At 71.3% G+C, this 23,720-nt stretch carries 20 protein-coding genes and 2 tRNA genes; 14 read left to right on the plus strand and 8 right to left on the minus strand.

All coding sequences use genetic code 11. The features are described from left to right. Window positions 1–132 precede the first annotated feature (132 nt). Window positions 133–1,407: an ABC transporter substrate-binding protein gene (locus ACFVS8_RS08070; protein ID WP_387060046.1), complete on the minus strand. Its 1,275-nt coding sequence runs from the start codon at window positions 1,405–1,407 to the stop codon at window positions 133–135. 218 nt (window positions 1,408–1,625) lie between these two features. Here ACFVS8_RS08070 and ACFVS8_RS08075 point away from each other — a divergent pair, with 218 nt between their 5' ends. The 3 genes from ACFVS8_RS08075 (at window position 1,626) to ACFVS8_RS08085 (ending at window position 5,613) form a co-directional block, all read left to right on the plus strand. Continuing rightward, the gene (locus ACFVS8_RS08075) at window positions 1,626–2,456 is read left to right on the plus strand and encodes a M15 family metallopeptidase (protein ID WP_387060049.1); all 831 of its coding nucleotides are present in this window, start codon (window positions 1,626–1,628) and stop codon (window positions 2,454–2,456) included. Window positions 2,457–2,536: 80 nt separating this feature from the next. Continuing rightward, window positions 2,537–3,973, plus strand: coding sequence for an MFS transporter (locus ACFVS8_RS08080; RefSeq protein WP_387060052.1), 1,437 nt, complete (start codon window positions 2,537–2,539; stop codon window positions 3,971–3,973). 155 nt (window positions 3,974–4,128) lie between these two features. Further along, window positions 4,129–5,613: an amidase domain-containing protein gene (locus tag ACFVS8_RS08085; protein WP_387060055.1), complete on the plus strand. Its 1,485-nt coding sequence runs from the start codon at window positions 4,129–4,131 to the stop codon at window positions 5,611–5,613. A gap of 148 nt (window positions 5,614–5,761) precedes the next feature. On the opposite strand, the gene pgm is transcribed toward ACFVS8_RS08085, so the two are convergent. Further along, window positions 5,762–7,387 (minus strand): phosphoglucomutase (alpha-D-glucose-1,6-bisphosphate-dependent), encoded by a 1,626-nt coding sequence (pgm, locus tag ACFVS8_RS08090; RefSeq protein ID WP_387060057.1) that lies wholly within the window; start codon window positions 7,385–7,387, stop codon window positions 5,762–5,764. A 45-nt stretch (window positions 7,388–7,432) separates the two neighbouring features. After that, on the minus strand, window positions 7,433–8,728 hold the full coding sequence (locus ACFVS8_RS08095; protein WP_387060060.1) for a DUF445 domain-containing protein: 1,296 nt from the start codon (window positions 8,726–8,728) through the stop codon (window positions 7,433–7,435). A gap of 78 nt (window positions 8,729–8,806) precedes the next feature. Between ACFVS8_RS08095 and pheA the strand changes: the two genes are divergently transcribed. Further along, complete coding sequence (gene pheA, locus ACFVS8_RS08100; RefSeq protein ID WP_387060062.1) at window positions 8,807–9,763, plus strand: prephenate dehydratase; 957 nt, start codon at window positions 8,807–8,809, stop codon at window positions 9,761–9,763. 51 nt (window positions 9,764–9,814) lie between these two features. Next, window positions 9,815–10,561 carry a hypothetical protein gene (locus tag ACFVS8_RS08105; RefSeq protein WP_387060065.1) on the plus strand — a complete coding sequence of 249 codons (747 nt, stop codon included), beginning with the start codon at window positions 9,815–9,817 and terminating at the stop codon, window positions 10,559–10,561. 319 nt (window positions 10,562–10,880) lie between these two features. Here ACFVS8_RS08105 and ACFVS8_RS08110 read toward each other — a convergent pair whose 3' ends face one another. Next, window positions 10,881–11,897 carry a diacylglycerol/lipid kinase family protein gene (locus ACFVS8_RS08110; protein ID WP_387060068.1) on the minus strand — a complete coding sequence of 339 codons (1,017 nt, stop codon included), beginning with the start codon at window positions 11,895–11,897 and terminating at the stop codon, window positions 10,881–10,883. Between the two features lie 45 nt (window positions 11,898–11,942). On the opposite strand from ACFVS8_RS08110, the gene serS reads away from it, so the two are divergent. The 7 genes from serS to ACFVS8_RS08145 all read left to right on the plus strand — a co-directional run bounded on the left by serS (window position 11,943) and on the right by ACFVS8_RS08145 (window position 17,966). Further along, the gene (gene serS, locus ACFVS8_RS08115) at window positions 11,943–13,211 is read left to right on the plus strand and encodes a serine--tRNA ligase (RefSeq protein ID WP_387060070.1); all 1,269 of its coding nucleotides are present in this window, start codon (window positions 11,943–11,945) and stop codon (window positions 13,209–13,211) included. Then, on the plus strand, window positions 13,208–14,071 hold the full coding sequence (locus ACFVS8_RS08120) for an HAD family hydrolase (protein ID WP_387060073.1): 864 nt from the start codon (window positions 13,208–13,210) through the stop codon (window positions 14,069–14,071). Before serS ends, ACFVS8_RS08120 begins: the two co-directional genes overlap by 4 nt. A gap of 69 nt (window positions 14,072–14,140) precedes the next feature. After that, window positions 14,141–15,616 (plus strand): LCP family protein, encoded by a 1,476-nt coding sequence (locus ACFVS8_RS08125; RefSeq protein WP_387060076.1) that lies wholly within the window; start codon window positions 14,141–14,143, stop codon window positions 15,614–15,616. Window positions 15,617–15,736: 120 nt separating this feature from the next. Then, window positions 15,737–15,821 (plus strand) — tRNA-Ser (locus ACFVS8_RS08130). Window positions 15,822–15,893: 72 nt separating this feature from the next. Continuing rightward, the gene (locus tag ACFVS8_RS08135; RefSeq protein ID WP_387060078.1) at window positions 15,894–17,213 is read left to right on the plus strand and encodes an LCP family protein; all 1,320 of its coding nucleotides are present in this window, start codon (window positions 15,894–15,896) and stop codon (window positions 17,211–17,213) included. Between the two features lie 108 nt (window positions 17,214–17,321). Next, window positions 17,322–17,410, plus strand: a tRNA-Ser gene (locus ACFVS8_RS08140). A gap of 121 nt (window positions 17,411–17,531) precedes the next feature. Further along, window positions 17,532–17,966, plus strand: a complete 435-nt coding sequence (locus tag ACFVS8_RS08145) for a hypothetical protein (RefSeq protein WP_387060081.1) — start codon at window positions 17,532–17,534, stop codon at window positions 17,964–17,966. 101 nt (window positions 17,967–18,067) lie between these two features. Here the strand turns inward: ACFVS8_RS08145 and ACFVS8_RS08150 are convergent, their stop codons facing one another. Both ACFVS8_RS08150 and ACFVS8_RS08155 read right to left on the minus strand, forming a co-directional pair. Further along, complete coding sequence (locus ACFVS8_RS08150; protein WP_387060084.1) at window positions 18,068–18,223, minus strand: hypothetical protein; 156 nt, start codon at window positions 18,221–18,223, stop codon at window positions 18,068–18,070. A 16-nt stretch (window positions 18,224–18,239) separates the two neighbouring features. Continuing rightward, entirely contained in the window at window positions 18,240–19,166 is a 927-nt protein-coding gene (locus ACFVS8_RS08155; RefSeq protein WP_387060086.1) for a Ku protein, read from the minus strand. A 58-nt stretch (window positions 19,167–19,224) separates the two neighbouring features. On the opposite strand from ACFVS8_RS08155, the gene ACFVS8_RS08160 reads away from it, so the two are divergent. Continuing rightward, a complete protein-coding gene (locus tag ACFVS8_RS08160; protein ID WP_387060089.1) occupies window positions 19,225–21,699 on the plus strand; it encodes an ATP-dependent DNA ligase in 2,475 nt (824 codons plus the stop codon). A 35-nt stretch (window positions 21,700–21,734) separates the two neighbouring features. Continuing rightward, window positions 21,735–22,418, plus strand: a complete 684-nt coding sequence (locus ACFVS8_RS08165; protein WP_387060091.1) for a hypothetical protein — start codon at window positions 21,735–21,737, stop codon at window positions 22,416–22,418. Here the strand turns inward: ACFVS8_RS08165 and ACFVS8_RS08170 are convergent. Both ACFVS8_RS08170 and ACFVS8_RS08175 read right to left on the minus strand, forming a co-directional pair. Continuing rightward, entirely contained in the window at window positions 22,408–23,379 is a 972-nt protein-coding gene (locus tag ACFVS8_RS08170; RefSeq protein ID WP_387060093.1) for a DNA topoisomerase IB, read from the minus strand. The genes ACFVS8_RS08165 and ACFVS8_RS08170 overlap by 11 nt on opposite strands. Window positions 23,380–23,418: 39 nt before the next feature. Then, window positions 23,419–23,685: a Rho termination factor N-terminal domain-containing protein gene (locus tag ACFVS8_RS08175; RefSeq protein ID WP_387060095.1), complete on the minus strand. Its 267-nt coding sequence runs from the start codon at window positions 23,683–23,685 to the stop codon at window positions 23,419–23,421. Window positions 23,686–23,720 lie beyond the last annotated feature (35 nt).

Here is a 23,720-nt window from a genome sequence, read left to right on the forward strand (position 1 = left end):
GGGGGCGGGGGGCGGGGGGGGCCGCCTTTTCTTTCGTGCCCCGGGTGGTTCGTGGGGGGGGGGGGGGTGGGGGGGGGGGGGGGGGGGGGGCGGGCACCCGCCCCGCCCCGCCACGTGGTGCATCGGCTCAGGTCAGCCGATCGCCTCGACCTCGGAGACCCACTGGTCCCACGAAGCCTTCTTGTCCTGCGTGCCGTCCTCGACACGGGTCAGCGCCTGCTGCATCGCGTCGTTCACCTGGAAGTAGAACTGGCCCTTGAAGGGTGCGACGGTGACGGCGTTGGCGCGGTCCGTGAGGATCTGGCCGACCGGGGCGTTGTTGAAGTACTCGTTGGTCGAGCCGAGGAGCGTGTCGGAGGTCAGGGCCTCGTTCTGGCTCGGGAACGTGCCGGCGTTCTCGAACGCCTTGACCTGCTGCTCGGGAGCGGTCAGCCAGTCGGCGAGCTTCTGGGCCTCTTCGACGTTCGCGCCGTTGGCGGGAACGGTCAGGTACGAGCCGCCCCAGTTGCCGCCGCCGTTCGGGAAGGTGTTGGCGATGTCCCAGCCGGTGACGTCCTCGGCGTTGCCCGAGATGACGCCGAGCATCCAGCCCGGGCACAGCATGGTCGCGAAGGCGCCGTTCGAGAGGCCTGCGAACCAGTCGTCGCTCCACTGGCCGAGGTGTGCCGACTGCGTCGCGCTGGCGTCGAGCACCTGGTTGTAGAGGTCCTCGACCTCGGGGTTCTCGGTCGCGATGATGTCGCCCGACTCGGGGTCCTCGTAGGCAGCCTCGACCTGGTTGATCATGCCCTGGTAGGTGCCGCCGGCCGAGTCGAAGAACGCGGCGCCGGTCGCCTTGGTGTACTGGGCGCCGACCTCGAAGTACTTGGCCCAGTCGCCGTCGAGGAGCTTGGCGACCTCTTCGCGGTCGGTCGGGAGACCGGCTGCGGCGAACAGGTCGGAGCGGTAGCAGACGCCCTCGGGGCCGATGTCGGTGCCGTAGCCGATGAGGTTGCCGTCGGCGTCGGTCGCGGCGTCGGTCTTCCAGTCGAGCCAGCGGTCCTTCAGGTCGGCGGGGACCGGCGCGAGCAGGTCGGAGTACTGCATGACCTCGGGCAGCCAGTCGACCTCGATGGCCTCGACGTCGGCGAGGCCCTTCTTGCCGAGCTTCTGGAAGTAGTTCGCGCGGGCGTCGTTCGACGTGGCGGCGACGTTCTGCACGACCTTCACGTTCGGGTTCGCGTCCATGTACTCCTGCAGGAGTTCATCGGTGTAGCCGAAGTCGTTGAAGGTGGCGACCGTCAGCTCGACGGTGCCGCCGTCGCCGCTGCCCGAGTCGGACGAGGGCGCGCAGCCTGCTGCGATGATGGCGATGGATGCGGCGCCTGCGACGGCTGCGATCGCCCTGGTGCGTCGTGAAAGCTTCACGGTCACTCCTTTGTGCGTGTGTTTGGGGTTGCGGGAATGGTCACGTGAGGACGCGCCGACCCACTGGGTGAGAGCGCTCTCACGATGCGTCGATGACTCTACGAGAGCGCTCTCACGATTGTCAAGAGAGCGCTCTCATTGCAGGCCTTCGTTACCGAAGCGTGACCTGTGCGTCGCCTGACCGGAGGGTTTCGAGGGGCTCGTCGTAGACTCGTACGGTGTCAGCAGACGAGCGCGAGTACCCCTCCGAAGAGGTCCAGCGGCGCCGCCTGACCGTCGCCGGAGTGCTCAGCCTCGTGCTCGTCGCGATCGCCGCGGTCGTCGTCGGCGCCGTGGCCGGGGCCCCGCAGGGGGCGGCATCCGGCACCGAGGGCAGCGCCGGCCCGACCGGCGACTCGACGTCGGCCGAGGGCACGGCCGACCCGCGTCCCGCTCCGAGCGAGGCCGTCGCACCGGCTGCGGTCGACACGTTCGACAAGACGGCGCGGTCGATCGACGACCCCGCGAGCATCTGGGTCGTCGTCAACAAGCAGCGCCCGCTGAACCCGCAGGACTACGAACCCGACGACCTCGTCGACGTGCCCGTCGCGCACACCTGGGAGCCGATGATGCGGCAGGAGGCGTCCGACGCCGTCGTCGCCATGTTCCAGGCGGCGGCCGATGAGGCCGGCCTGTACCTGGCGTCGAACAGCGCCTTCCGCAGCTACTCGACCCAGGTCGACCTCTACGGCGACGGCAGCGATCCCACGACCGCACCCCCCGGCGCGAGCGAGCATCAGACCGGGCTCGGCATCGACATCGGCTCCGAGGGCGGATGCACCTTCGAGTGCCTCGAAGACAGCCCCGAGGGCGAATGGCTGCGCACCAACGCCTACCGGTTCGGCTTCCTGCTGCGGTACCCGGCCGACAAGGTCGACGTCACCGGCTACCCCCACGAGGCGTGGCACTACCGCTACATCGGGGTCGAGCTCGCGACCGAGATGCACGACACCGGGTACACCACCCTCGAGGAGTTCTTCGGGCTGCCGAGCGTACCGCTCGGACTCTGACCCTCGGCCGGCCGGCCGTCATCGGCCGTCGGCGGGCGTCGATACGATGAGCGCGTGACCGGCGCGAGGAGCGTGAATCGATGACCCGGCGGATGCCGCGGGCTGCCGTCTCCGACACCCGCCGCCCGCGTCGCGGGCTGGCCCTCGGCGTGCTCATCGCGAACCAGCTGCTCGCGGGCATCGGCGTGGCGACCGGCATGGCGCTCGCCGCGATCCTCGTCGCCGACCTCACGGGCGTCGTGGCCATGGGCGGCCTGGCGCAGTCGGCGAGCGTGCTCGGTGCGGCGATCGTCGCGATCCCGCTCGCGCGCCTCGCCGTGCGGTCGGGCCGGCACGTCGCGCTCGCCGTCGGCTACGCGCTGGCGGCGGTCGGCGCGCTCCTCGTGATCGCGGCGGCCGCGAGCGGCTGGGCGCCGCTCGTGTTCCTCGGCCTCGCGGCCTTCGGCGCGGGAGCGGCGGCCGGACTGCAGGCGCGGTTCGCGGCCACCGAGATCGCGGCGCCCGGGTTCGAGGCCCGGTCCATGTCGCTCGTGCTCTGGGCCACGACGATCGGCTCGGTCGCGGGGCCCCTGCTCTCCGAGACGGGCGACCGCGTCGGGGCTGCGTTCGGGCTGCCGCACCTCGTCGGGTCGTTCGCGTTCTCGGCCGTCGCCTTCGCGGTCTCGACGCTGCTCGTGGCCACGCTGCTGCGCACGCCGCGCGCCGGCGTGCTCGAGACCGACGCGGCGCCGGCAGGAGAGGTCGCGGCAGGCGCCGCCGAGGCGCGAAGTGCCGACGGTGCTGCGGGTGCGGGTGCGGGTGCGGGTGCCGATGTCCACGCTTCCGCTGCCGCAGAGCTCGCTGCCGCAGAGCTCGCCGCCGCGGAGCCCGCCGCCGATGCGCCGGTTCCGCCGCAGGCCGCGGCCGACGCGCCTCCCGTCGGGGCGATCGCCGCGCTGCGCGAGGCCGCCCGGTCGCCGAGGTCGCTCTTCGCGATCCTCGCGATCGTCTGCTCGCACACGGTCATGGTGGGGGTCATGGTCATGACGCCCATCCACATGACCCAGCACGGCATGTCGTTGAACCTCGTCGGCCTCGTGCTCAGCATCCACATCCTCGGCATGTACGGAGCGAGTCCGGTCATGGGATGGCTCGTCGACCGGGTCGGCTCGGTGCGGGTCGTGCTGCTCGGCGCGGCGGTCCTGGTCACCGCCGCCGTGATCGGCATCCTCGCGCCCGGCGGCGACGTGCTGCTCGTCCCGCTCGCCCTCGGACTCCTGGGCCTCGGGTGGTCGGCCGGCATGATCGGCGGCTCGACGTTGCTGACGACCTCGGTCGAGGCGCGGTTGCGGGTTCCGCTGCAGGGGGCGACGGATGCCGCGATGAACGTCGCGGCCGCGGCATCCGCAGCGCTCTCCGGGCTGGTACTCGGCGCTTTCGGATTCGCAGGGGTGAACATGGTGGCACTGCTCGTGCTGGTGCCGCTGGCCGTCGTGGGTCTGCGTCTGGCGCTCGCGAGCCGCACCGTCGCTGTGTGAACGCGCTCTCATAGGTCTCCCAGCGTTCGAGAGGGATCCTCACAAATTGGCATGTTGGGCTGGAAGTCCCCCTTAACGCCGACACGAAACACTCCGGTTTGCTGAATCCCTCCGATCTTCCCGTCCTCCGCCGCGCCACGTTCCAAGCCCCGACCGTGGCACCCGAACCGAAGGACGCACCCTCGTCCAAGCTGCGCGCGCGCCGTCGGGGCCGCTCCGCGGCGGCGTCGACCGACGTCGAGACCGTCATCGCGACCGATGCCGAGCCGACCGTCGCCGAGCCGACCGAGGCGTCGCTCACCGTCACCGAGCCGGCCGTCGCCGAGCCGACCGTGGCTGAGTCGATCGTCGCTGAGTCGACCGTCGCCGAGCCGACCGTCGCGGACTCGACCATCGCCGAGCCTGCCGTCGCGGACTCGACCACGACCGTCGTCGTGACCGACGCCGACACCGCGGCGAGCGTCGTCGACACGGCTGAGTCGACCGTCGTCGAATCCAACCTCGCACCGGCGAAGCCGTCGTCGACGGCATCGGGCCGGCCGCGGCACCGCGCCGAGCGCGTGCGCAACCGTCGGGGCGCGAAGGCCCCGGCGAAGGGCGCCTCGTTCAAGCGCACCGCGGCCCTCGGCTCGGCCGCCGCGTTCATGGGGCTGAGCGCGTTCGGAGCGCTCGTGCCCGCGGAGGCCGAGTCCTCGACCGCCGCGACCGACACCGCCGTGCACGACGTGATCAACGCCGACGCGACCGCGACCGCCTCCGCGGGCGGTGCGGCAGGCGACTCGATCACCGTCGCCGAGCCCGACCTCTCGCCGAAGATCACGAGCGGCCTCTCGACCGCCAGCGCACCGTTCACCGGCGGGGCCGAGGTCACGCTGACCGGCCACTCGCTCGACGAGGCCGCATCGGTGACCGTCGGCTCGACGCCAGCGACCATCGTGGCCGCCGAGGACACGAAGCTCACGTTCCAGGTGCCCGCCGTCGCCGAGGCCGACAAGGGTGCGACCATGCCGATCACCGTCGCCGACGCCGAGGGCACGCCGATCGAGGCCGTGGCCACCGACGCGCCGATCTCGCAGACCGCGTCGCTCCTCACGCAGCTCGCGCCCGCGGCGCTCCAGGCCGAGGCCGCCGTCGACACCCCGATCGACCTGGCGTTCACGTATACGAACGACCCCGGCATCGATGCCCAGCTGAACTACGTGCTCACATACTGGAACACCTACAACTCGGCGCAGTACCCCGTGCTCTCCGGCGTCGACTGCGCGAACTTCGCGAGCCAGTCGCTCGCGGCCCGCGGCTTCGCGATGGACGGCGGCTGGTACTACGACGGCTCGACCGGAGCCATGTCGCCGAGCTGGGCGAGCTCCACGGCACTCCGCGACTACCTGCTCACGCAGACGTCGCGCGCGACCTACCTCGACGACACGCAGCGCGCGCTGGTCAAGGTCGGCGACATCGCCCAGTTCGACTGGGACTCGTCGGGCGACCGCGACCACACGGCCGTCGTCACGCGCGTCGAGCACACCGACGCCGGCACGAAGATCTGGGTCGGCGGTCACACGAAGGATGCCGATTACTGGGACGTCGACGAGGCCCTCGCCTCGGGCGGCGGCTACGTCACGTACTTCTCGATCCACTGATCGGGAATCGTTCCCTGATCCGGATGCCGCGCGCACGCGCAGAACGCCCGGTCGAGCCTCGCTCGACCGGGCGTTCGTCATCCGCGTGCCGTCGTCGCCCGGTCGGTCGCGGCCGCTCGGGATCGACGCGAAGGCCTCGCCCAGGGGATCAGCCGAGCGCCGAGTCGACGACCCGCTTGGCCTCCTCCTGCACCTGCGCGAGGTGCTCGGCGCCGAGGAACGACTCGGCGTAGATCTTGTAGACGTCTTCGGTGCCGCTGGGGCGCGCCGCGAACCAGGCGTCGGCCGTCTCGACCTTGACGCCGCCGATCGCGGCGCCGTTGCCCGGCGCGTGCGAGAGCTTCGCCGTGATCGGCTGGCCGGCGAGCTCGGTCGCCGTGATGGCCTCGCCGGTGAGCTTGCCGAGGGCGGCCTTCTGCGCGGGGGTGGCCGCGGCATCCTTGCGCTCGTAGGCGGGGTCGCCGAACCGCTCGACGAGCCCGACGTAGAGCTCCGAGGGCGACTTGCCGGTGACCGCGCGGATCTCCGATGCGAGCAGGCACAGCAGGATGCCGTCCTTGTCGGTGGTCCAGACCGTGCCGTCGAACCGGAGGAACGACGCGCCGGCGCTCTCCTCGCCGCCGAAGCCGACCGAGCCGTCGACGAGCCCGGGCACGAACCACTTGAAGCCGACCGGCACCTCCCAGAGCCTGCGCCCGAGGTCGGCGGCGACGCGGTCGATCATGGAGCTCGACACGAGGGTCTTGCCGATCGCGGCATCCGCCTTCCACTCGGGACGGTGCGCGAAGAGGTACTCGATCGCGACCGCGAGGTAGTGGTTGGGGTTCATGAGCCCGCCGTCGGGCGTGACGATGCCGTGACGGTCGGCGTCGGCGTCGTTGCCGGTGAGGATGTCGTACGCATCGCCGTGCTCGAGCACGGAGGCCATGGCGCTCGGCGACGACGGGTCCATGCGGATCTTGCCGTCCCAGTCGAGCGTCATGAACGACCACGTCGGGTCGACGCGCTCGTTGACCACCGTCAGGTCGAGGCCGTACGTGTCGCGGATCGCCGCCCAGTAGTTGACCGACGCCCCGCCCAGCGGGTCGGCGCCGATCTTGATGCCGCTGCGCTTGATGGCCTCGAAGTCGATGATGTTCGCGAGGTCGGCCACGTAGGCCGTGCGGAAGTCGTACGTCTCGACGCCGCTCGGCTCGGCCTGCCTGACCTCGCGCAGGCCGTCGGCGATGAGCTCGTTCGCGCGGTTCGCGATCCACGACGTGGCGTCGCTGTCGGCGGGTCCGCCGTGCGGCGGGTTGTACTTGAATCCGCCGTCCTGCGGCGGGTTGTGGCTCGGCGTGATGACGATGCCGTCGGCCTCGCCTTCGGCGCGCCTGGCCGGGTCGTTGTTCCAGCTGAGGATCGCGTGCGACAGGGCGGGCGTCGGCACGTAGTCGTCGAACTCGTCGACCAGCACGCGCACGCCGTTCGCGACGAGCACGTCGAGGGCCGTCGTCTGCGCCGGCGCGCTCAACGCGTGGGTGTCCGCCCCGATGAACAGCGGGCCCGTGATGCCCTGCGAGGCGCGGTACTCGACGATCGCCTGCGTGATCGCGAGGATGTGGTGCTCGTTGAAGCCCGTGTTGAACGACGAGCCCCGGTGCCCCGAGGTGCCGAATGCAACGCGCTGCTCGGGCACCGAGACATCCGGTTGCAGGTCGTAGTAGGCCCTGACGAGGGCTTCGACGTCGATGAGGTCGGATTCTGTGGCCGGGGTGCCCGCGCGTGCATGCATGCCCCCAGTCTGGCCCGACTGCCCGCCGACCGCACCCCGCCCGGATCAGACGAGCGCGTGCAGTGCCGTCGCGACGGAGAAGATCGCCAGGCCCGCGAGCGCGCCGACGACGGTGCCGTTGATGCGGATGAACTGCAGGTCGCGCCCGACCTGCACCTCGAGCTTGCGCGTGGTCTCGGCCGGGTCCCAGCGCTCGACGGTCTCGGTGATGACGCCGGCGATCTCGTGGCGGTACGTGCGCACCACGTACGCCGCGGCATCCGTCACCCAGGTGTCGACCTTCGCCGCGAGCGCCTCGTCGGCCACCAACCTCGTGCCGACCTCGACGACGGCCGACCGCAGGCTCTGCCGCAGCTCGCTCCCGGGGTCGGCGAGCGACTCGTCGAGCGCGGCTTTCACGGCGGTCCACGCCTCGCCGGCGAACTCGCGCACGCGGGGACTCTCGAGCAGGTCGAGCTTGATGCCCTCGACGCGCGCGATGGTCGCCGGGTCGTGCTGCAGCGCGTCGGCGAGGTCGGCGAGGTAGCGGTCGATCGCCTCTCGGAGCGGATGCCGCGGGTCGGCGCGCACCGCACGCACGAACCCGAGCACCTCCCGGGCCGCGCGGTCGTCGACGAGCCGGTCGACGAAGCCCGGCATCCAGCGCGGCAGGCGGTCGGAGACCATGCTGCCGAACGCCTCGGGGTGCGCGACGAGCCAGTCCTCCGCCTTGACGAGCAGCGCGTCGACGGCGGCGCGCTGCTGGTCGGCGGCGACGAGCCGGGCACCGACCCGCCCGATCGAGGGCGCCCAGACCGGCTCGAAGAGGTGCTTGCGGGCGAGCCGCTCGATCACGTCCTCGACGTCGTCGTCGCCGAGGAGTTCGAGCACCCCGCGAGCCGCGACGGATGCCTCGGCGGTGAGCCGTTCGGCGTTCGCGGGCTCGGCCAGCCATCCGCCGAGACGGCACGCGATCCCGATCGAGCGCAGCTTGCCGAGCACGACGTCGTCGGACAGGAACTCGTCTTCGACGAACGCGCCGAGCGTCGCGCCGATCTCGTCCTTCCGCGTCGGGATGATCGCGGTGTGGGGGATCGGCAGGCCGAGGGGCCGCCGGAACAGTGCCGTCACCGCGAACCAGTCGGCGATCGCGCCGACCATCGCGCCCTCGGCCGCCGCACGCACGTAGGCGAGCCACGGCACCTGGTCCTGCAGGGCGAACGCGACGGCGAACACGACCGCCGCGGCGACGAGCAGCGAGGTCGCGAGGCGCTTCATGCTCCGCAGCGCGGCGAGGCGTTCGGCCTCGGAGGGCACGGTTGTGCGCTCACGCGGAGCCGACGGGGCTCGGGTCGTGGTCATCGCGATCTCCTCACGGTTCGCGTTGCGGACGGTTCGACGCTAGCCGCTCAACCCGCGACCGCTGGCTAGGCTTGCTGCATGACGGATGCCGCACGCGAACGCCCGGAGGACACCTACTCCTACCTGGGGCCGGCGGGCACGTTCACCGAGGCCGCCCTGAAGCAGGTGCCCGAGGCGGCCGGCAAGACGTGGCGTTCGGTGAACAACGTCGGCGAGGCGCTCGCCGACGTCACGAGCGGTCGCTCGGTCGCCGCGGTGATCGCGATCGAGAACTCGATCGAGGGCGGCGTCTCGGCCACGCAGGACGCGCTCGCGACCGTTCCCGGACTGCGCATCGTGGGCGAGTACCTCGTGCCCGTGAACTTCGTGCTGGTCGCCCGGCACGGCACTGCGCTCGCCGACGTGCGCACGGTGAACGCCCACCCCGTGGCCTACGCGCAGTCCCGCGGCTGGCTCGAACGGCACCTGCCGGAGCACGGTCACATCCCGGCGTCGAGCAACGTGCAGTCGGCCGCCTCGCTCTTCGACCCCGACAGCACGGCCGATGCCGCCGTCGCCCCTCCCGGCATCACCGACCACCACGACGTGACGGTGCTCGCCCGCGACATCGGCGACAACCCGAACGCGGTGACGCGGTTCGTGCTCGTCTCGCGCTCGCGCGCCCTGCCCGAGCCCACGGGGGCCGACAAGACGAGCCTCATCGTCGAGCTGCCGAGCGACGAGCCCGGCGCGCTGCTGGCGATGCTGGAGCAGTTCTCGACGCGAGGCGTGAACCTGTCGCTGCTCGAGTCGCGACCGATCGGAGACGCCCTCGGGCGCTACCGGTTCGTCGTCGACCTCGACGGGCACGTCGCCGACGAGCGCGTGGCCGACGCCCTGCTCGGTCTTCGGCGCACGAGCCCGAACGTGATCTTCCTCGGCTCGTATCCCCGCGCCGACCAGCGCGAGATCGAGTACCACGCGAAGTACGATGACGAGATCTTCATCGAGGCGCGCGACTGGCTGCGCGGGCTGCTGAGCGGCGAACCCGACTGAGCGGTCGCCCGAACGCGAGGCACGAGCGCCACTGAGACCGAAGGACACGCGATGAGCGACGAGGCTGCGCGGGGCATCGACCCGAGGTTCGATCCCAGATTCCAGCGCGGGTATGTATCGGATGCCGCGGCGAACGCCCGCAAGCCCGCGCGCCGTGAGCCCACGGCCCCGCCCAGCCCGATCGAGACCGAGCTGTACGGACCCGGCTCGGTCGGGACCGCCGCCGAGCGGTCGGCCCCGCTCCGCGAGGAGGCCCGCGTGCTCGAGGCCGACCGCACTCCCGAGCCCGACCATGCCGCCGCCCTGCTGGCGTACTTCGCTCCCGAGCAGGGCGAGACGGGCTCCCGCGCCCGTCCGGTGCCCGATGACGAGGCGATGTTCGCGCCTCGTTCCGACGCGCCCTCCACGCCGGGGCCGTCGCGCATCGGCCCACCGCCGAGCACCTCGGCCGTGCATTCCGATCTCGGCATGCGGGCGGGCGAAGGTGCCGGCGATGACGACTTCGTGGTCGAGCCCGAGCTCGAATCGGAGAGCCCGTTCGTGCGGCATCCGGCGCTGCGCTACTGGACGGCCCTTGCGATCAGCGTCGTCTTCGTCGTCGTCGGGGCGTGGCTCTCGTGGAACATGACGCGCGAACGGATGAGCCCGAGCGGCACCATGGCCGACCAGGCCGAAGCGCAGGCCTTCCTGAGCGCGGTCGCCGCGCTCAGCGCCGGTCTCGTGCAGGCGGGGGCCCTCGGCACGGTGGTCGTGCTGGCGGTCTGGGCCCTGCAGTCAGCACGCGGACGGCGATCGTGAAGCGTTCGGCGTCGCAGCTGCGCACTCCGGCGGTGATCGCGCTCGCGGCCCTCCTCGTGCTCTCGCTCGTCGGCGTGCAGGCGCTCGCCCGGGCGATCGCCGACGGCTACGAGCACCTCAACTCGTACAACGGCCAGAACCCGACCGAGGCGGAGATGAACGCCATGAACGAGTTCTGGGCGGTGCTGGCGGCCGCCGATCAGGCGAGCACGACCCTCGGACTGCTTGCCGCGGCATCCGCTCTCGCGCTCGTGTTCGTGTGGTGCTTCTGGCCGAGGGGCACGCGGGCGTCCATGCAGGCGCAGGGCGTCGCGGCGACTCAGTCGAGCGACGGCACCCGCACGATGAGCGCGGCGGGGTCGACCGTGAACCGGGCCGACACGACCGTGCCGAACTCGTCGCCGTCGATCTCGAACTCCTCGGCGCCTTCGCCGATCTCGATGTCGACCGAGCGTCCGCGCGAGTAGACGATCTCGCGTCGACGGCTGCCGCCGGTGAGATCCATGATCTGGCGCCCGATCGCCGACTTGCGCAGCACGGGGTTCTCCCACGTGACCTTGCGCCAGATGAAGAGCCAGCCGAGGAAGTTGCGCGGCTGGAGCACCGCCATGTCGAGGCGCCCGTCGTCGAGCTGCGCGTCGGGGATGAGCTCGATGTTGCCCGGCAGGTAGCCGAGGTTCGCCACGAGGATGGTCGAGACCTTCGACCGGTGCAGCCGGCCGGCATCGGTTCGGTAGTACGCGCGATACGGCTTCGATGCGGGCAGCGCGCGGAGCCCGGCGTCGACGTAGGCGAGCCAGCCGACCCGCTTCTTCAGGTCGGGGTTCGTGCTCGAGATCATGGTGGCGTCGATGCCGATGCCGGCCATCACGAGCGACGTGTGCGACTCGGTGTCGCCGTTCGGCCTGGTGATGTCGGCGACGACGACGTCGACCGCGCGGTCGAGGCCCGAGAAGGCGAGCACGACGGCGTCGCGAAGGTCGTTGACGGGGATGTCGACGTTGCGCGCGAACAGGTTGCCGGTGCCGATCGGCACGATGCCCATGGGCAGGCCGCTGTCGCGGAGGCCGGCCGCCACCGAACGGACCGTGCCGTCGCCTCCTGCGGCGATCACGAGATCGACCTTCGCCTCGCGGGCCTCGAGCGCCATGCCCTTGCCCGGGTCGTCGACTGTCGTCTCGATCCACAGCGGCTCGGCGAAGCCCTGCAACTCGGCCACTTCGGTGATCGCCCTGCGGAGGTTGTCGACGCCCTGTTTGCTCGGGTTGAAGACCACCGCGACGCGCGGACGATCCTCTGCGGACTCCTCCGCCTGCTGCTCACCGCCCCGCGCCACGGAGCCAACCTATTGCATCGGAGCACCGCGGTTAGACTGGCACGCGTGATCGACCCCGTGCTGCTTCGCGAGAACCCCGACCTCATCAAGCATTCGCAGGAGCTCCGGGGCGAGTCTCCGGCACTCGTCGACGACGCCGTCGCAGCCGATGCGGCCCGTCGCCACGCGATCACGGCGTTCGAGGCGCTGCGGGCCGAGCAGAACGCGTTCGGCAAGCAGGTCGCGCAGGCGCCGAAAGACGAGAAGGCCGCGCTCGTCGCGCAGGCGCAGGAGCTCGCGGCGAAGGTCAAGCAGGCGAACGCCGACGTGAGCGTCGCCGAAGACGCGTTCACGGCCGCCGTGCAGCGCATCGGCAACGTCGTGATCGACGGCGTTCCGGCGGGCGGCGAAGACGACTTCGTGCTCCTCAAGACCGTCGGCGAGATCCCCTCGTTCGACTTCGAACCCCGCGACCACCTCGAGATCGGCGAACTGCTCGACGCCATCGACATGCAGCGCGGCGCGAAGGTGTCGGGCGCGCGCTTCCACTACCTCAAGGGCATCGGGGCCCGCCTCGAGCTCGCCCTGATGACCATGGGCCTCGACCGCGCGCTGGCGGCCGGGTTCACGCCCCTCATCACGCCCACGCTGGTTCGGCCCGAGATCATGCAGGGCACCGGGTTCCTCGGCGCCCACGCCGACGAGATCTACCACCTGCCGGCCGACGACCTCTACCTCACGGGCACGAGCGAGGTCGCCCTCGCCGGCTACCACGCCGACGAGATCATCGACGTGTCGAACGGACCCATCCGCTACGCCGGCTGGTCGACCTGCTACCGCCGCGAGGCCGGGTCGGGCGGCAAGGACACGCGCGGAATCATCCGCGTGCACCAGTTCAACAAGCTCGAGATGTTCAGCTACGTCGACCCGGCCGAGGCCGAGGCCGAGCACGCGCGACTCCTCGCCTGGCAGGAGGGCATGCTGCAGGACCTCGGGCTCACGTATCGCGTCATCGACACGGCCGCCGGCGACCTCGGCTCGAGCGCAGCGCGCAAGTACGACGTCGAGGCGTGGGTGCCCACGCAGGGCGCGTACCGCGAGCTGACGTCGACCTCGAACTGCACGACCTACCAGGCGCGTCGCCTCGACATCCGGCACCGCACCGAATCGGGCAAGACGGCGCCGGTCGCCACCCTGAACGGCACGCTGGCCACCACGCGCTGGATCGTGGCGATCCTCGAGACCCACCAGCAGGCCGACGGCTCGGTGCGGGTGCCCGAGGCGCTGCGCGGCTACCTCGGCGGCCTCGAGGTGCTCGAGCCCGTCGCGCGATGAGCGAGCGGATGCCGCGGGCCGACGTCGAGCGTCGCGACGGCGCCGACGCGTCGAACCCGACGGCCGACCCGTGGTTCGTGGCACTCGACGTCGACGGCACGATCATGCACGAAGACGAGACCATCGATCCCGCGGTGGCGTCGGCCGTGGCATCCGCACGCGATCGCGGGCACGAGGTGACGATCGCGACCGGTCGCTCGTGGGCGGGCACGCTGCCCGTGCTCGAGGCGCTCGGCCTGCGCCCCGAGTACGTGGTCTGCGCGAACGGTGCGGTGACGATGCAGCGCGACGACGCGGCATCCGACGGGTACGTGCGCACGCACGTCGAGACGTTCGACCCGACGACCGCGCTCGAGCGCATCCGGTCGTTCCTGCCCGAAGGCCGGTTCATGGTCGAACTGCCCGACGGACACCGGCTGTACACCGCCGGCATGGACACCTGGAACCTCGATTCCGCGAGCCAGGTCGAGTTCGAGGGGCTGTTCGTGCCGAGCGCGACCCGCGTCGTCGTGGTCTCGCCCGAGCACGAGACGCAGGAGTTCATGGACCTCGTCGCGGGCATGGGCCTGCACCAGGTGAGCTACGCGATCGGCTGGACCGCGTGGCTCGACATCGCACCCGACGGCGTGAGCAAGGCGACCGCGCTCGAGCGCGTGCGCGGCTGGCAGGGCCACGACCTGAACCGGGTCATCGCCGTCGGCGACGGCCGCAACGACATCGAGATGTTCACCTGGGCCGGCGCGGCCGGTCGCGCCGTGGCCATGGGCCAGTCGCCCGACGAGGTCAAGGCCGCGGCGACCGAGATCACCGGCGGCATCGACGAGGCCGGCCTGGCCGAGGTGCTCGACACGCTGCCCTAGCCTTCGTCCGTGTTCCCGGGCCGAGCCCGGCCTGCGCGATTACACTCGGCAGTCTGGGGGAGTGTCGTCGTGAGCGATGATCGTGAGGGGCATGGCGGACCGGCCGACGAGGTCGAGCCGGTGTCCGTGGAGCCCGAGGCCGAGCCGGAGGAGACGCCCGAGGCGGCCGAGACCTCCGAACCGCCCGAGGCGGTCGCTCCGGTTGAACCTGGTGCGCGGGCCGAGGCGGTGGCCCCGCCCGACGCGGCCGGTGCCACGGACGGGGTGCCGCCGCCGCGACCTCCGGCTCCCGAACCGCCGCGTCACGGACGCATGCCCCGCCGCAACGGCTGGATCTCCGCGGCGAAGCTCGCGGCATCCGCCGTCGCCGTCGTCGCGATCAGCGGCATCGCGGTGACCGCCTTCGCGGCCGTCGACCTGGTCTCGACCGCGGCATCCGCTCCGACGCTCGAGCTCGCGAACGAGGAGATCCTCGAGGGCGTGCCCGACATCGGGGCGATGGACGGCGGGCTGAACTTCCTGCTGGTGGGCAGCGACAAGCGCCCGGCCGACGGCTCGTTCGGCGACCCCGAGGAGGATTCCGCGATCCTCAACGACGTGACGATGCTCGTGCACATCTCGCAGGACCACTCGCACGTCGAGGTCGTGAGCTTCCCGCGCGACATGCTCGTGGAGGTGCCGGAGTGCCCCGACCCGGCGGATCCCGGCGGCGAGCCGCTCTCGGCGCTGTCGGAGGTGAAGATCAACACCGTGCTCTCGTACGGCGGCTTCAACTGCGTGGCCGCGACCATCACCCAGCTCACGGGGGTGCAGATCCCGGTCGGCGGCATCGTCGAGTTCTACGGCGTCGCGGCGCTCGCCGAGGCGGTCGGCGGCGTCGAGGTGTGCATCGCCGAGCAGATCGACGACGACTACACGGGCATCCACCTGACACCGGGCATGCAGACCCTCACCGGCATGCAGTCCCTGCAGTTCCTCAGGGTAAGGCACGGTGTCGGGGACGGCTCCGACCTCGGGCGCATCTCGAACCAGCAGGTGTTCATGTCCGCCCTCATGCGCAAGCTCCAGGCCGACGGCACGCTCGGCGACCCCGTGCAGCTCTACTCGATGGCCAAGGCGATCCTCGCGAACATGAGCCTCTCGAGCGCGCTGCAGAACCCGACCGTGCTCGTCTCGATCGCCAGGGCGGTGCAGGACATCGACCTGTCGAAGGTCGCGTTCGTGCAGTACCCGACTGCCTACACGTGGGACCAGAGCGCCGTGGAGCCGACGGAGTCCGCCGGGCTCGTGAACTCGGCGCTGCAGGCCGACCAGCCGATCGTGCTCGACCCGGCGGCGACGACCGATGCCGAGTTCGGCACGGGCACCGACCCCGCGACATCCGCCCCGGTCGACCCCGATGCGGGCACCGACGACGGCACCGACGACGGCACCGACGACGCCGGCGGGGCGGGCGAGGCGACGCCGCCCGCAGGGGCGCTGCCGACGGATGTCACGGGGCAGACGGCCGCCGAGGTGCGCTGCTCGACGGCGAACGAGGGCTGATCTCGCGGTCCTGCATCAGGACGTTCACAGGCTCGGCTGGAAGTGTTGGTGGGATACGAGTCGGCTAGAATCGTGGCCTGTCCGTTCCGGAGATCGTTCCGACGAGCCCCAGAGCGGCATGGAGGGCTGTCCGAGCGGCCGATGGAGCTGGTCTTGAAAACCAGTGGGCAGAAATGTCTCGTGGGTTCGAATCCCACGCCCTCCGCACTCGTGTCGAACCGTCCCCCAGCCGACCGAACCGCTTGACCGAAGCGACCGACCACCGAGAGAGGTGACCGTGACCGACGATCGCCAGCACAGCTCCCGCAACGCCGCCAAGAACCCCTCCTTCGCACGCCACGGGCGTCTGAAGCGCCACAGCGTGTGGCGCTCGATCGCGAAGATCACGGCGTCCGTCGTCGCCGTCGCGCTCGTGTCGGGTTCCGCCGTCGCCGCGTACGCGGCATGGGACCTCGCGAACACCGCGAAGCCCACCGTCTCGCTCGGCAACGCCGAGGTGCTCGACGGCGTGCCCGACGTGGGTGCCATGGACGGCGGCGTGAACGTGCTCGTCATCGGCAGCGACAGTCGCGAGGGCCAGGGCGACGGGTTCGGCGATCCCGACGAAGAGACCGCCGTGCTCAACGACGTGACCATGCTTGTGCACATCTCGCAGGACCACTCCCACGTCGAGGTCATCAGCTTCCCGCGCGACATGTTCGTGAGCGTGCCCGAGTGCACCGACCCGAACGACCCCACGGGCGAACCGCTCTCGGCGCTCTCGAGCGTGAAGATCAACTCGGTGCTCGCCTACGGCGGCATGAAGTGCGTCGTCGACACGGTGCAGGAACTCACCGGAGTCGTCATCCCGTTCGCCGCCGTCGTGCAGTTCATGGGCGTGGTCGGACTCTCGCAGGCCGTCGGCGGCGTCGAGGTCTGCATCGCCGAGCCGATCGAAGACGAGCACACCGACCTCTACCTCCCCGCGGGCAACGTCGAGCTCGAAGGGCTGCCCGCGCTGCAGTTCCTCCGCACCCGGCACGGCGTCGGAGACGGCTCCGACCTGGGGCGCATCTCGAACCAGCAGGTGTTCCTCTCCGCGCTCGCACGCAAGCTCCAGACCGGCGGCACCCTCTCCGACCCCGCCGCGCTGTTCGGCATCGCCAAGGCGGCGCTCAGCAACATGCAGCTGTCCGACACGCTCGTGAACCCCACGACCATGGTCTCGATCGCGCTCGCGATGAAAGACGTCGACCTCGCGAAGATCGCCTTCATCCAGTACCCGACCGGCACCACCGACGGCGGCGTGCTCCCCGCCGACTCCGCCGAGATCGTCAACACCGCCCTGCAGACCGACACGCCCGTGATCTTCGACCCCGAGGCCGACGAGGCATCGTTCGCGTCGGCATCCGACCCGACTGCGATCGCGGGCGACGCCGCCGAGGCGCCGGCCGAGGCACCTGCCGAGGAGCCCGCGACCGATGAGGCCGCGACCGATGGCACGGCCGACACCCCTGCGGCTCCCGCGCCGACGACCGAGGCGCTGCCGAGCGACGTCACGGGTCAGACAGCCGCCGAGACCCGCTGCTCGGCCGGGCGTCCCCTCGAGGACCAGTAGTCGGCGAGACGGTGCGATCGGCCCGTCGGGCCGTGCGGCCGGCGCCGAATCGTGTTTCGCGGCATCCGCGGGTTATGATGGCAGTCGCGTTCGCGAAAGCGGGCGCGAGGAGACGTCGCATAGTCCGGCCGAGTGCACCACCCTGCTAAGGTGGAGTCCCCGTAAGGGGACCAGGGGTTCAAATCCCCTCGTCTCCGCACATGAACGAAACCCCTCCTCGTGAGGGGTTTCGTCGTCTCAGGGCCAGCCCCGATGGCGGCGCTCGGGCGATGCGCCTAGGCTCGTTGGGTTACACAATCCGTTGGGAGCCCTGCCACCATGCAGAAGAACATCATCACCACCACCGCGCTGCTCTTCGCCGGCGCACTGCTGTTCACCGGTTGCGCCACGAGCACGACCGACAGCGCCTCCGGCGACGACAACTGCGAGGTCGTCCGCGTCGCCGTGCGCGACATCTCGAACGGCGCGCAGAACGCCATCGTGTCGTCGGCCGACCAGGCGACGCTCACCGAGCGCCTCGACGACTACTCGCAGCGTCTCGACGAACTCGCTGCCGACAACGCCGACGACGCCGAGCTCACCGAGGCGATCGAGGGCCTGCAGGACAAGGTCGTCGCCGCACAGGACTACGCGGCCACGCTGCCGGCCGAGGCCGACGAGGAGTTCGTCCCCGACGCCGACGCGCAGGCGACGGCCTCCGGCGACATCCAGACCGCCGCGGTCACGGTGACCGAGGTCTGCAAGTCCGAGTAGCCGCGACCGGCGCCACGGCACGACGCGAGCGCGCGGCATCCGAACGACGGATGCCGCGCGCTTCGCGCATCCACGACGTGCGGCTCACCCGAGCGTCGTGGTCACTCCTCCTCGGCTTCGGCGGCCGCGTTCTCGGCCTCGCGGCGCTCGGCGTCGTAGCGCGCGGCGGCGGCATCCTGGGCGGCCCAGTCCTCGCCGTTGCGGGGGTCGCGGTCGGAGTCCAGCGGTTCTTCGAGCGGGTCGACGAAATCGGTCACGGGCGTGCTCCTGTTCTCATGATGCGGCTTTGCGGGTCTTGCTCTTGGCGGGCTTGGCCTTGTCGGACTTCGGCTTGTCGGTCTTCGGCTTCTTCGCGGCGGCCCCGGCCTTCGACGACTTGGCGGATGCCTCGGACCTGCCGCCCGCGGCATCCGTTCCACCGCGTTTCGTGGCGATCGATCGGCGCAGCGCCTCCATGAGGTCGATGACCTCGCCGCCCGTCTCCTCGGGCTGCTCGCCGAACGTGGCCGCGGTGTCGAGCGCGTCGCCCTGCTCGAGCTTGGCGGCGATGAGCGTGCGCAGCTCCTGCTGGTACTCGTCGACGTACTCGTCGGGCTTGAACTCGGCGACCAGGCTCTCGACGAGCTGCTTCGAGAGCTCGAGCTCCTTCGCGCTCACCTTGACCGCCTCGTCGAGCGCGGGGAACGCCGCCTGCCGCACCTCGTCGCTCCAGAGCAGCGTCTGCACCATGAGCACCTTGCCGTGCACGCGCAGCGCGGCGAGCCGGGTCTTCTGCCGCAGCGCCATGCGCACGATCGCGGTGCGGTCGGTCGACTCGAGGGTCTCGCGCAGCAGCACGTAGGCCTTCGACGAGGCGGAGTCGGGCTCGAGGTAGTAGCTGCGGTCGAACATGATGGGGTCGATCTGCTCGGTCGGCACGAACTCGACGACCTCGATCTCGCGACTGCGTTCGGCGGGCAGCGACTTGAGATCGGCATCGGTGATGACGACGGTGCGCTCGCCGTCGTCGTAGGCCTTGTCGATGTTCTTGTACTCGACGACCTGCCCGTCGATCTCGCAGATGCGCTGATACCGGATGCGCCCGCCGTCGGCGTCGTGCACCTGGTGCAGGGACACGTCGTGGTCCTCGGTGGCGCTGTAGAGCTTGACGGGCACATTGACCAGGCCGAATGTGACCGCCCCTTTCCAGACGGCTCGCATGCCTTCCAGTGAACACCTCTTCCCGCCGAGGTGGAACCCCCGATGGCAGGATGGGGGCATGGCCGAGGGGGAGCGCCAACTCGTCGAGGTCGACGGCCGGAGGCTCCGGCTGACGAACCTCGACAAGGTCATGTATCCCGAGACGGGCATGACGAAGGGCGAGGTCATCGGCTACTACGCCGAGATCGCGCCCCTCATGGTGCCGCTCGTGGCTGGTCGGCCGGTGACGAGGCTGCGTTGGGTGCACGGCGTCGGCACGGCTGACGCGCCCCAGAAGCCGTTCTTCGAGAAGACGCTCGACGAGCACGCGCCGGAATGGCTGCGGCGCGAGGTGATCGCGCACTCCGACGGCGACAAGCCGTACCCGATCGCCGACAACCGGGCGGCGCTGGTGTGGCTCGCGCAGCAGGCCTCGCTCGAGGTGCACGTGCCGCAGTGGCGGTTCGCGCCCGACGGGCAGCCGGCGAATCCCGATCGCATCGTGTTCGACCTCGACCCGGGCGAGGGCGTCGGGCTCGCCGAGTGCGCCGAGGTCGCACGGCTCGTGCGCGCGCTCGTCGCGGGAATGGGGCTCGACGCGGTGCCCGTCACGAGCGGCAGCAAGGGCATCCACCTGTACGCGCCGCTCGACGGCCGGCAGACCTCCGACCAGGTGTCCGAGGTCGCACGAGAGCTCGCACGCGCCCTCGAGGCCGATCACCCGGGCCTCATCGTGTCGAGCATGAGCAAGATCGTGCGTTCGAGGCGGGTGCTCATCGACTGGAGCCAGAACAACGGCAAGAAGACGACGATCGCGCCCTATTCGCTGCGAGGCAGGCTCCGCCCGACGGTCGCCGCACCGCGAACGTGGGATGAACTCGACGACCCGGGCCTGCGGCACCTCGAGGCTCAGGAAGTGCTCGAGCGCGCGGCATCCGGCATCGACCCGACGGCCGCGCTCGCGTTTTCGGGCGCGGCCGCCGCCGCTGGGGCCGGACCGCTCGCGGCCTACCTGTCGATGCGCACGAGCGGGGCGACGCCCGAGCCCATGCCCGAGTCGCCCTGGGGCGCGCCGGGCGCGGGAGCGGCACGGTTCGTGATCGGCGAGCACCATGCGCGTCGGCTGCACTTCGACCTGCGGCTCGAACGCGACGGGGTGCTGAAGAGCTGGGCGGTGCCGAAGGGCGTGCCCGACGACGCGGGCGTCAACCACCTCGCGGTGCAGACCGAGGACCACCCCATGGAGTACCTCGACTTCGAAGGCACCATCCCCGCGGGCCAGTACGGCGCCGGCAGCATGACGGTGTGGGACACCGGCACGTACGAGGCCGAGAAGTGGCGCGAGGGCGAGGTGATCTTCACGCTGACCGGGCGCCCGGGCGGACCGCTCGGCACGGTCCGCCTCGCGCTGATCCGCACCTCCGGCGACGGCGAGAAGTCGCAGTGGCTGCTGCACCGCATGAAGGACCAGCGAGCGGCTCAGGATGCCTCGGGCGCGGCGTCGACCCGGACCGAGCCGCCCGCGGCATCCGCTCCTCCGACCGAGCCGCCCACGTCCGTGGTGCCGGCGGGCGCCGTCGAGGCGATCACGGTGCGGCCCATGCTCGCCTCGCCCGGCACGCTCGGCCTCGTCTCGGAGGGGGAGTGGGCGCTGGAGTACAAGTGGGACGGCATCCGCGTGCTCGCGCGCACCGACGGCGGGGGCCTGCGCATCGTCAGCCGGAACGGCAACGACGTGACGGCGCGGTACCCCGAGCTCGCGGGCCTGCCCACCGCGCTCCGCGGCGACGCCCTCGTCGACGGCGAGCTCGTCGCCCTCGACGACGACGGCCGTCCGAGCTTCGAGCTGCTGCAGTCGCGCATGAACCTGACCAGGGCTCGCGAGGTGCAGCGGCTCGCGACCTCAGCGCCCGTTCGGCTGCTGCTGTTCGACGTGCTCGAGATCGCGGGCGACGACGTGACGGATGCCCCGTACCGCGAGCGGCGCCGCAGGCTCGAGCGCCTCGTGCGGCAGGGCTCCGGCGTGCCCGTCGAGGTGCCGGCGCTCGCCGCGGGTTCGGCCTCGGAAGCGCTCGCCGAGGCGCGCTCGCTCGGACTCGAGGGGCTCGTGGCGAAGCGGCCAGACTCGACGTACGACCCCGGAACGCGCTCGGAGCGCTGGCTCAAGCTCAAGCTCACCCGCACCCAGGAGGTCGTGATCGGCGGGTACCGGCGCGGCGTGGGCTCGCGCACCGGCCGCATCCGGTCGCTACTCGTCGGCATCCCCGCTCCCGGCGGCGCCGAGCAGGGCCTCGACTACGCGGGCCGGGTCGGCAGCGGCCTGCGCGAACTCGAGTCGGAGCGGCTGCTCGCCCGGCTCGACGAGGCCGAGCGGGCCACGTCGCCGTTCGTCGCCGTTCCGGCGGCGGACGCCATCGACGCGGTCTGGGTCGAGCCCCTGCTCGTCGGGGAGATCGAACTCGCGGAGTGGACGAGCACCGGCGTGGCGCGGCACCCGCGATGGCGGGGACTGCGGCCCGACAAGGCGCCGGCCGAGGTCGTGCGCGAGTCGTGACCCCGCAGCCGTCTGATCACCGCGAGAATCGAGCCATGTCCGCCTCCGATGCCGTGGCAGAGCCCCAGGGAATCGACGCCGAGCCGGTTGCGTCGCGAGAGCCTGGCGCACCCGACCGGGGCCGGAGGCGGTCCTTCGACGCCGTCGCGGTGTTCCTGCTCGCCGCGATCGCCGTGCTGACGGCCTGGTGCGGCTTTCAGCCGTCGAAGTGGGGCGGTGAGATGTCGGTCGCGTTCAGCCAGGCTTCGAGCGCTCGCGTGCAGGCCTCCGAGGAATCGAGCACCGCGCGCGACGCCCGCGCGAGCGATCAGGCGGTCTGGATCGAATGGGTGCTCGCCGAGGCCCACGGCGACACCGCACTGCAGGCCTTCATCGAGCGGCGGTTCACCCCGGAGTTCCGGGTCGCGTTCGACGCGTGGGAGGCCGACGGCCGGGTCGAGAACGGTCCGCTCGCGATGGACGAGTACGTGCCGCCCGGCTCGGTCGAGGCCGAAGAGCTCGCGGCCAAGGCGGACGCCCGGTTCGCCGACGCCCTCGAGAACAACCAGCGCGGCGACAACTACTCGATCCTGACGGTGCTGTTCGCCCTGGTGCTGTTCCTCACCGCCATGGCGCAGCGCGACCTCGCGCCGTGGGTCAAGCGCACGCTCCTGGGGCTCGCGATCGTCGCCGCGGTCGTCGGCGTGATCGTGCTGGCGACCTTTCCGATCAGGATCTAGACGGATCGAGCAGGTCGAGCAGGGCGCGCTCGCGGGACCCCCGGAGCGAGATCGTGCGATCGAGTTCGTAGGCCGAGATGACCCGCGGATCGACGTAGCTGCCCTTCGCGATGGTCGGAGTGTTGCCGAGCACCAGGCTGGCCTGCTCGATCGCCTCGCGCACCGCGGCAGCGCGGGACCGCTTCGTGGTCGACGGGCCGAGCTCGGCGAGGCGCTCGGCGGCGACCACGGTTCCGCGCAGGGTGCGGAGGTCCTTCGCGGTGAAGTCGCCGCCCGTGAGCACCCGGATGTGCTCGTTCACGTCGGACGGGCCGAGGGCCCGGAACCGGCGCCCGTCGGCCCATGCGTACAGCCGGCCGGCCGCCGAGCGATCCCGTGCGCGATCGACGAATCCGGCCAGCGCAGTATCCGGGAGGCTCAGGTCCTGGCGGATGCCGCCCTTCGCCCGGAAGCGCAGTCGGACCGTGTCGTCGTCGACCGTGGCGTTGCGCACGAGCAGCGTGGTGAGGCCCCGGCTGCGGAAGCCCGCGAGGGACTCCTCGCTGCCGACGCGGATCGCCCCGAGGTCGAGCGTGCGGAACGCGGCCGCGAGCACCCGCTCCCGCGAGAGGTCGGGAAGCGCGAGGTCGCGCACCGTCGCCCGTCGCGCCTCCGGCAGCCGACGCGCGAGGTCGAGCATGCGGTCGAACTTCTCGAGGTCCTGCCGCTCGCGCCAGCCGGGGTGGTAGACGTACTGGCGACGGCCCGCCGCATCGACGCCGACGGCGAGGATGTGGGCGTTCGCGACATCCGCGATCCAGACCTCCTCCCATGCCGGCGGCACGGCGAGGTCGACGATGCGCGCGCGCTCGGCGCGACTCGCGGCCGTGCCGTCGGAGTGCACGAACGCGAAGCCGCGACCGCGCCGCACCCGCGAGTAGCCGGGTGCGGCGTAGGGCTCGACGTGCCTGAGTCGTGGCATCCGATGCGGCCTCCTTCCCTGGAGCCGGGCGGCAGCGGGTCAGTGGTCGCGCAGAGCCGCGATGAGCTCGGCCTTGCGTTTGCCGCTGTACCCCGTGAGGCCCAGCTCCTTGGCGCGCTTGCGCAGGTCGGCGACGGTCCAGTCCTCGTAGTCGCCGCTCCGGCCGCCCTTGCGGCCGATCGCGCTGCGTCCCTGCGCGGCTGCGGCGTTCGAGATGCGGGCGGCCTTCTCCTTCGACGCGCCCTCGTCGCGCAGCGTCTCGTAGAGATCCGGGTCCTTCAGTGTGGCGTTCCGGCGTCCTGGCATGTTCGTGCTCCTCTCTCGATGGTGTCCGCGGGGCG

It is taken from the genome of Agromyces sp. NPDC058110 (assembly GCF_042884735.1).
GTDB lineage: Bacteria > Actinomycetota > Actinomycetes > Actinomycetales > Microbacteriaceae > Agromyces.

Excerpts from the sequence above, each read along its gene's own strand:
- ACFVS8_RS08080 (WP_387060052.1), top strand. The coding sequence starts at position 2,537 with ATGACCCGGCGGATGCCGCGGGCTGCCGTCTCCGACACCCGCCGCCCG.
- pgm (WP_387060057.1), bottom strand. The coding sequence starts at position 7,387 with ATGCATGCACGCGCGGGCACCCCGGCCACAGAATCCGACCTCATCGAC.
- ACFVS8_RS08095 (WP_387060060.1), bottom strand. The coding sequence starts at position 8,728 with ATGACCACGACCCGAGCCCCGTCGGCTCCGCGTGAGCGCACAACCGTG.
- pheA (WP_387060062.1), top strand. The coding sequence starts at position 8,807 with ATGACGGATGCCGCACGCGAACGCCCGGAGGACACCTACTCCTACCTG.
- ACFVS8_RS08105 (WP_387060065.1), top strand. The coding sequence starts at position 9,815 with ATGAGCGACGAGGCTGCGCGGGGCATCGACCCGAGGTTCGATCCCAGA.
- ACFVS8_RS08120 (WP_387060073.1), top strand. The coding sequence starts at position 13,208 with ATGAGCGAGCGGATGCCGCGGGCCGACGTCGAGCGTCGCGACGGCGCC.
- ACFVS8_RS08145 (WP_387060081.1), top strand. The coding sequence starts at position 17,532 with ATGCAGAAGAACATCATCACCACCACCGCGCTGCTCTTCGCCGGCGCA.
- ACFVS8_RS08155 (WP_387060086.1), bottom strand. The coding sequence starts at position 19,166 with ATGCGAGCCGTCTGGAAAGGGGCGGTCACATTCGGCCTGGTCAATGTG.
- ACFVS8_RS08160 (WP_387060089.1), top strand. The coding sequence starts at position 19,225 with ATGGCCGAGGGGGAGCGCCAACTCGTCGAGGTCGACGGCCGGAGGCTC.
- ACFVS8_RS08165 (WP_387060091.1), top strand. The coding sequence starts at position 21,735 with ATGTCCGCCTCCGATGCCGTGGCAGAGCCCCAGGGAATCGACGCCGAG.
- ACFVS8_RS08170 (WP_387060093.1), bottom strand. The coding sequence starts at position 23,379 with ATGCCACGACTCAGGCACGTCGAGCCCTACGCCGCACCCGGCTACTCG.
- ACFVS8_RS08175 (WP_387060095.1), bottom strand. The coding sequence starts at position 23,685 with ATGCCAGGACGCCGGAACGCCACACTGAAGGACCCGGATCTCTACGAG.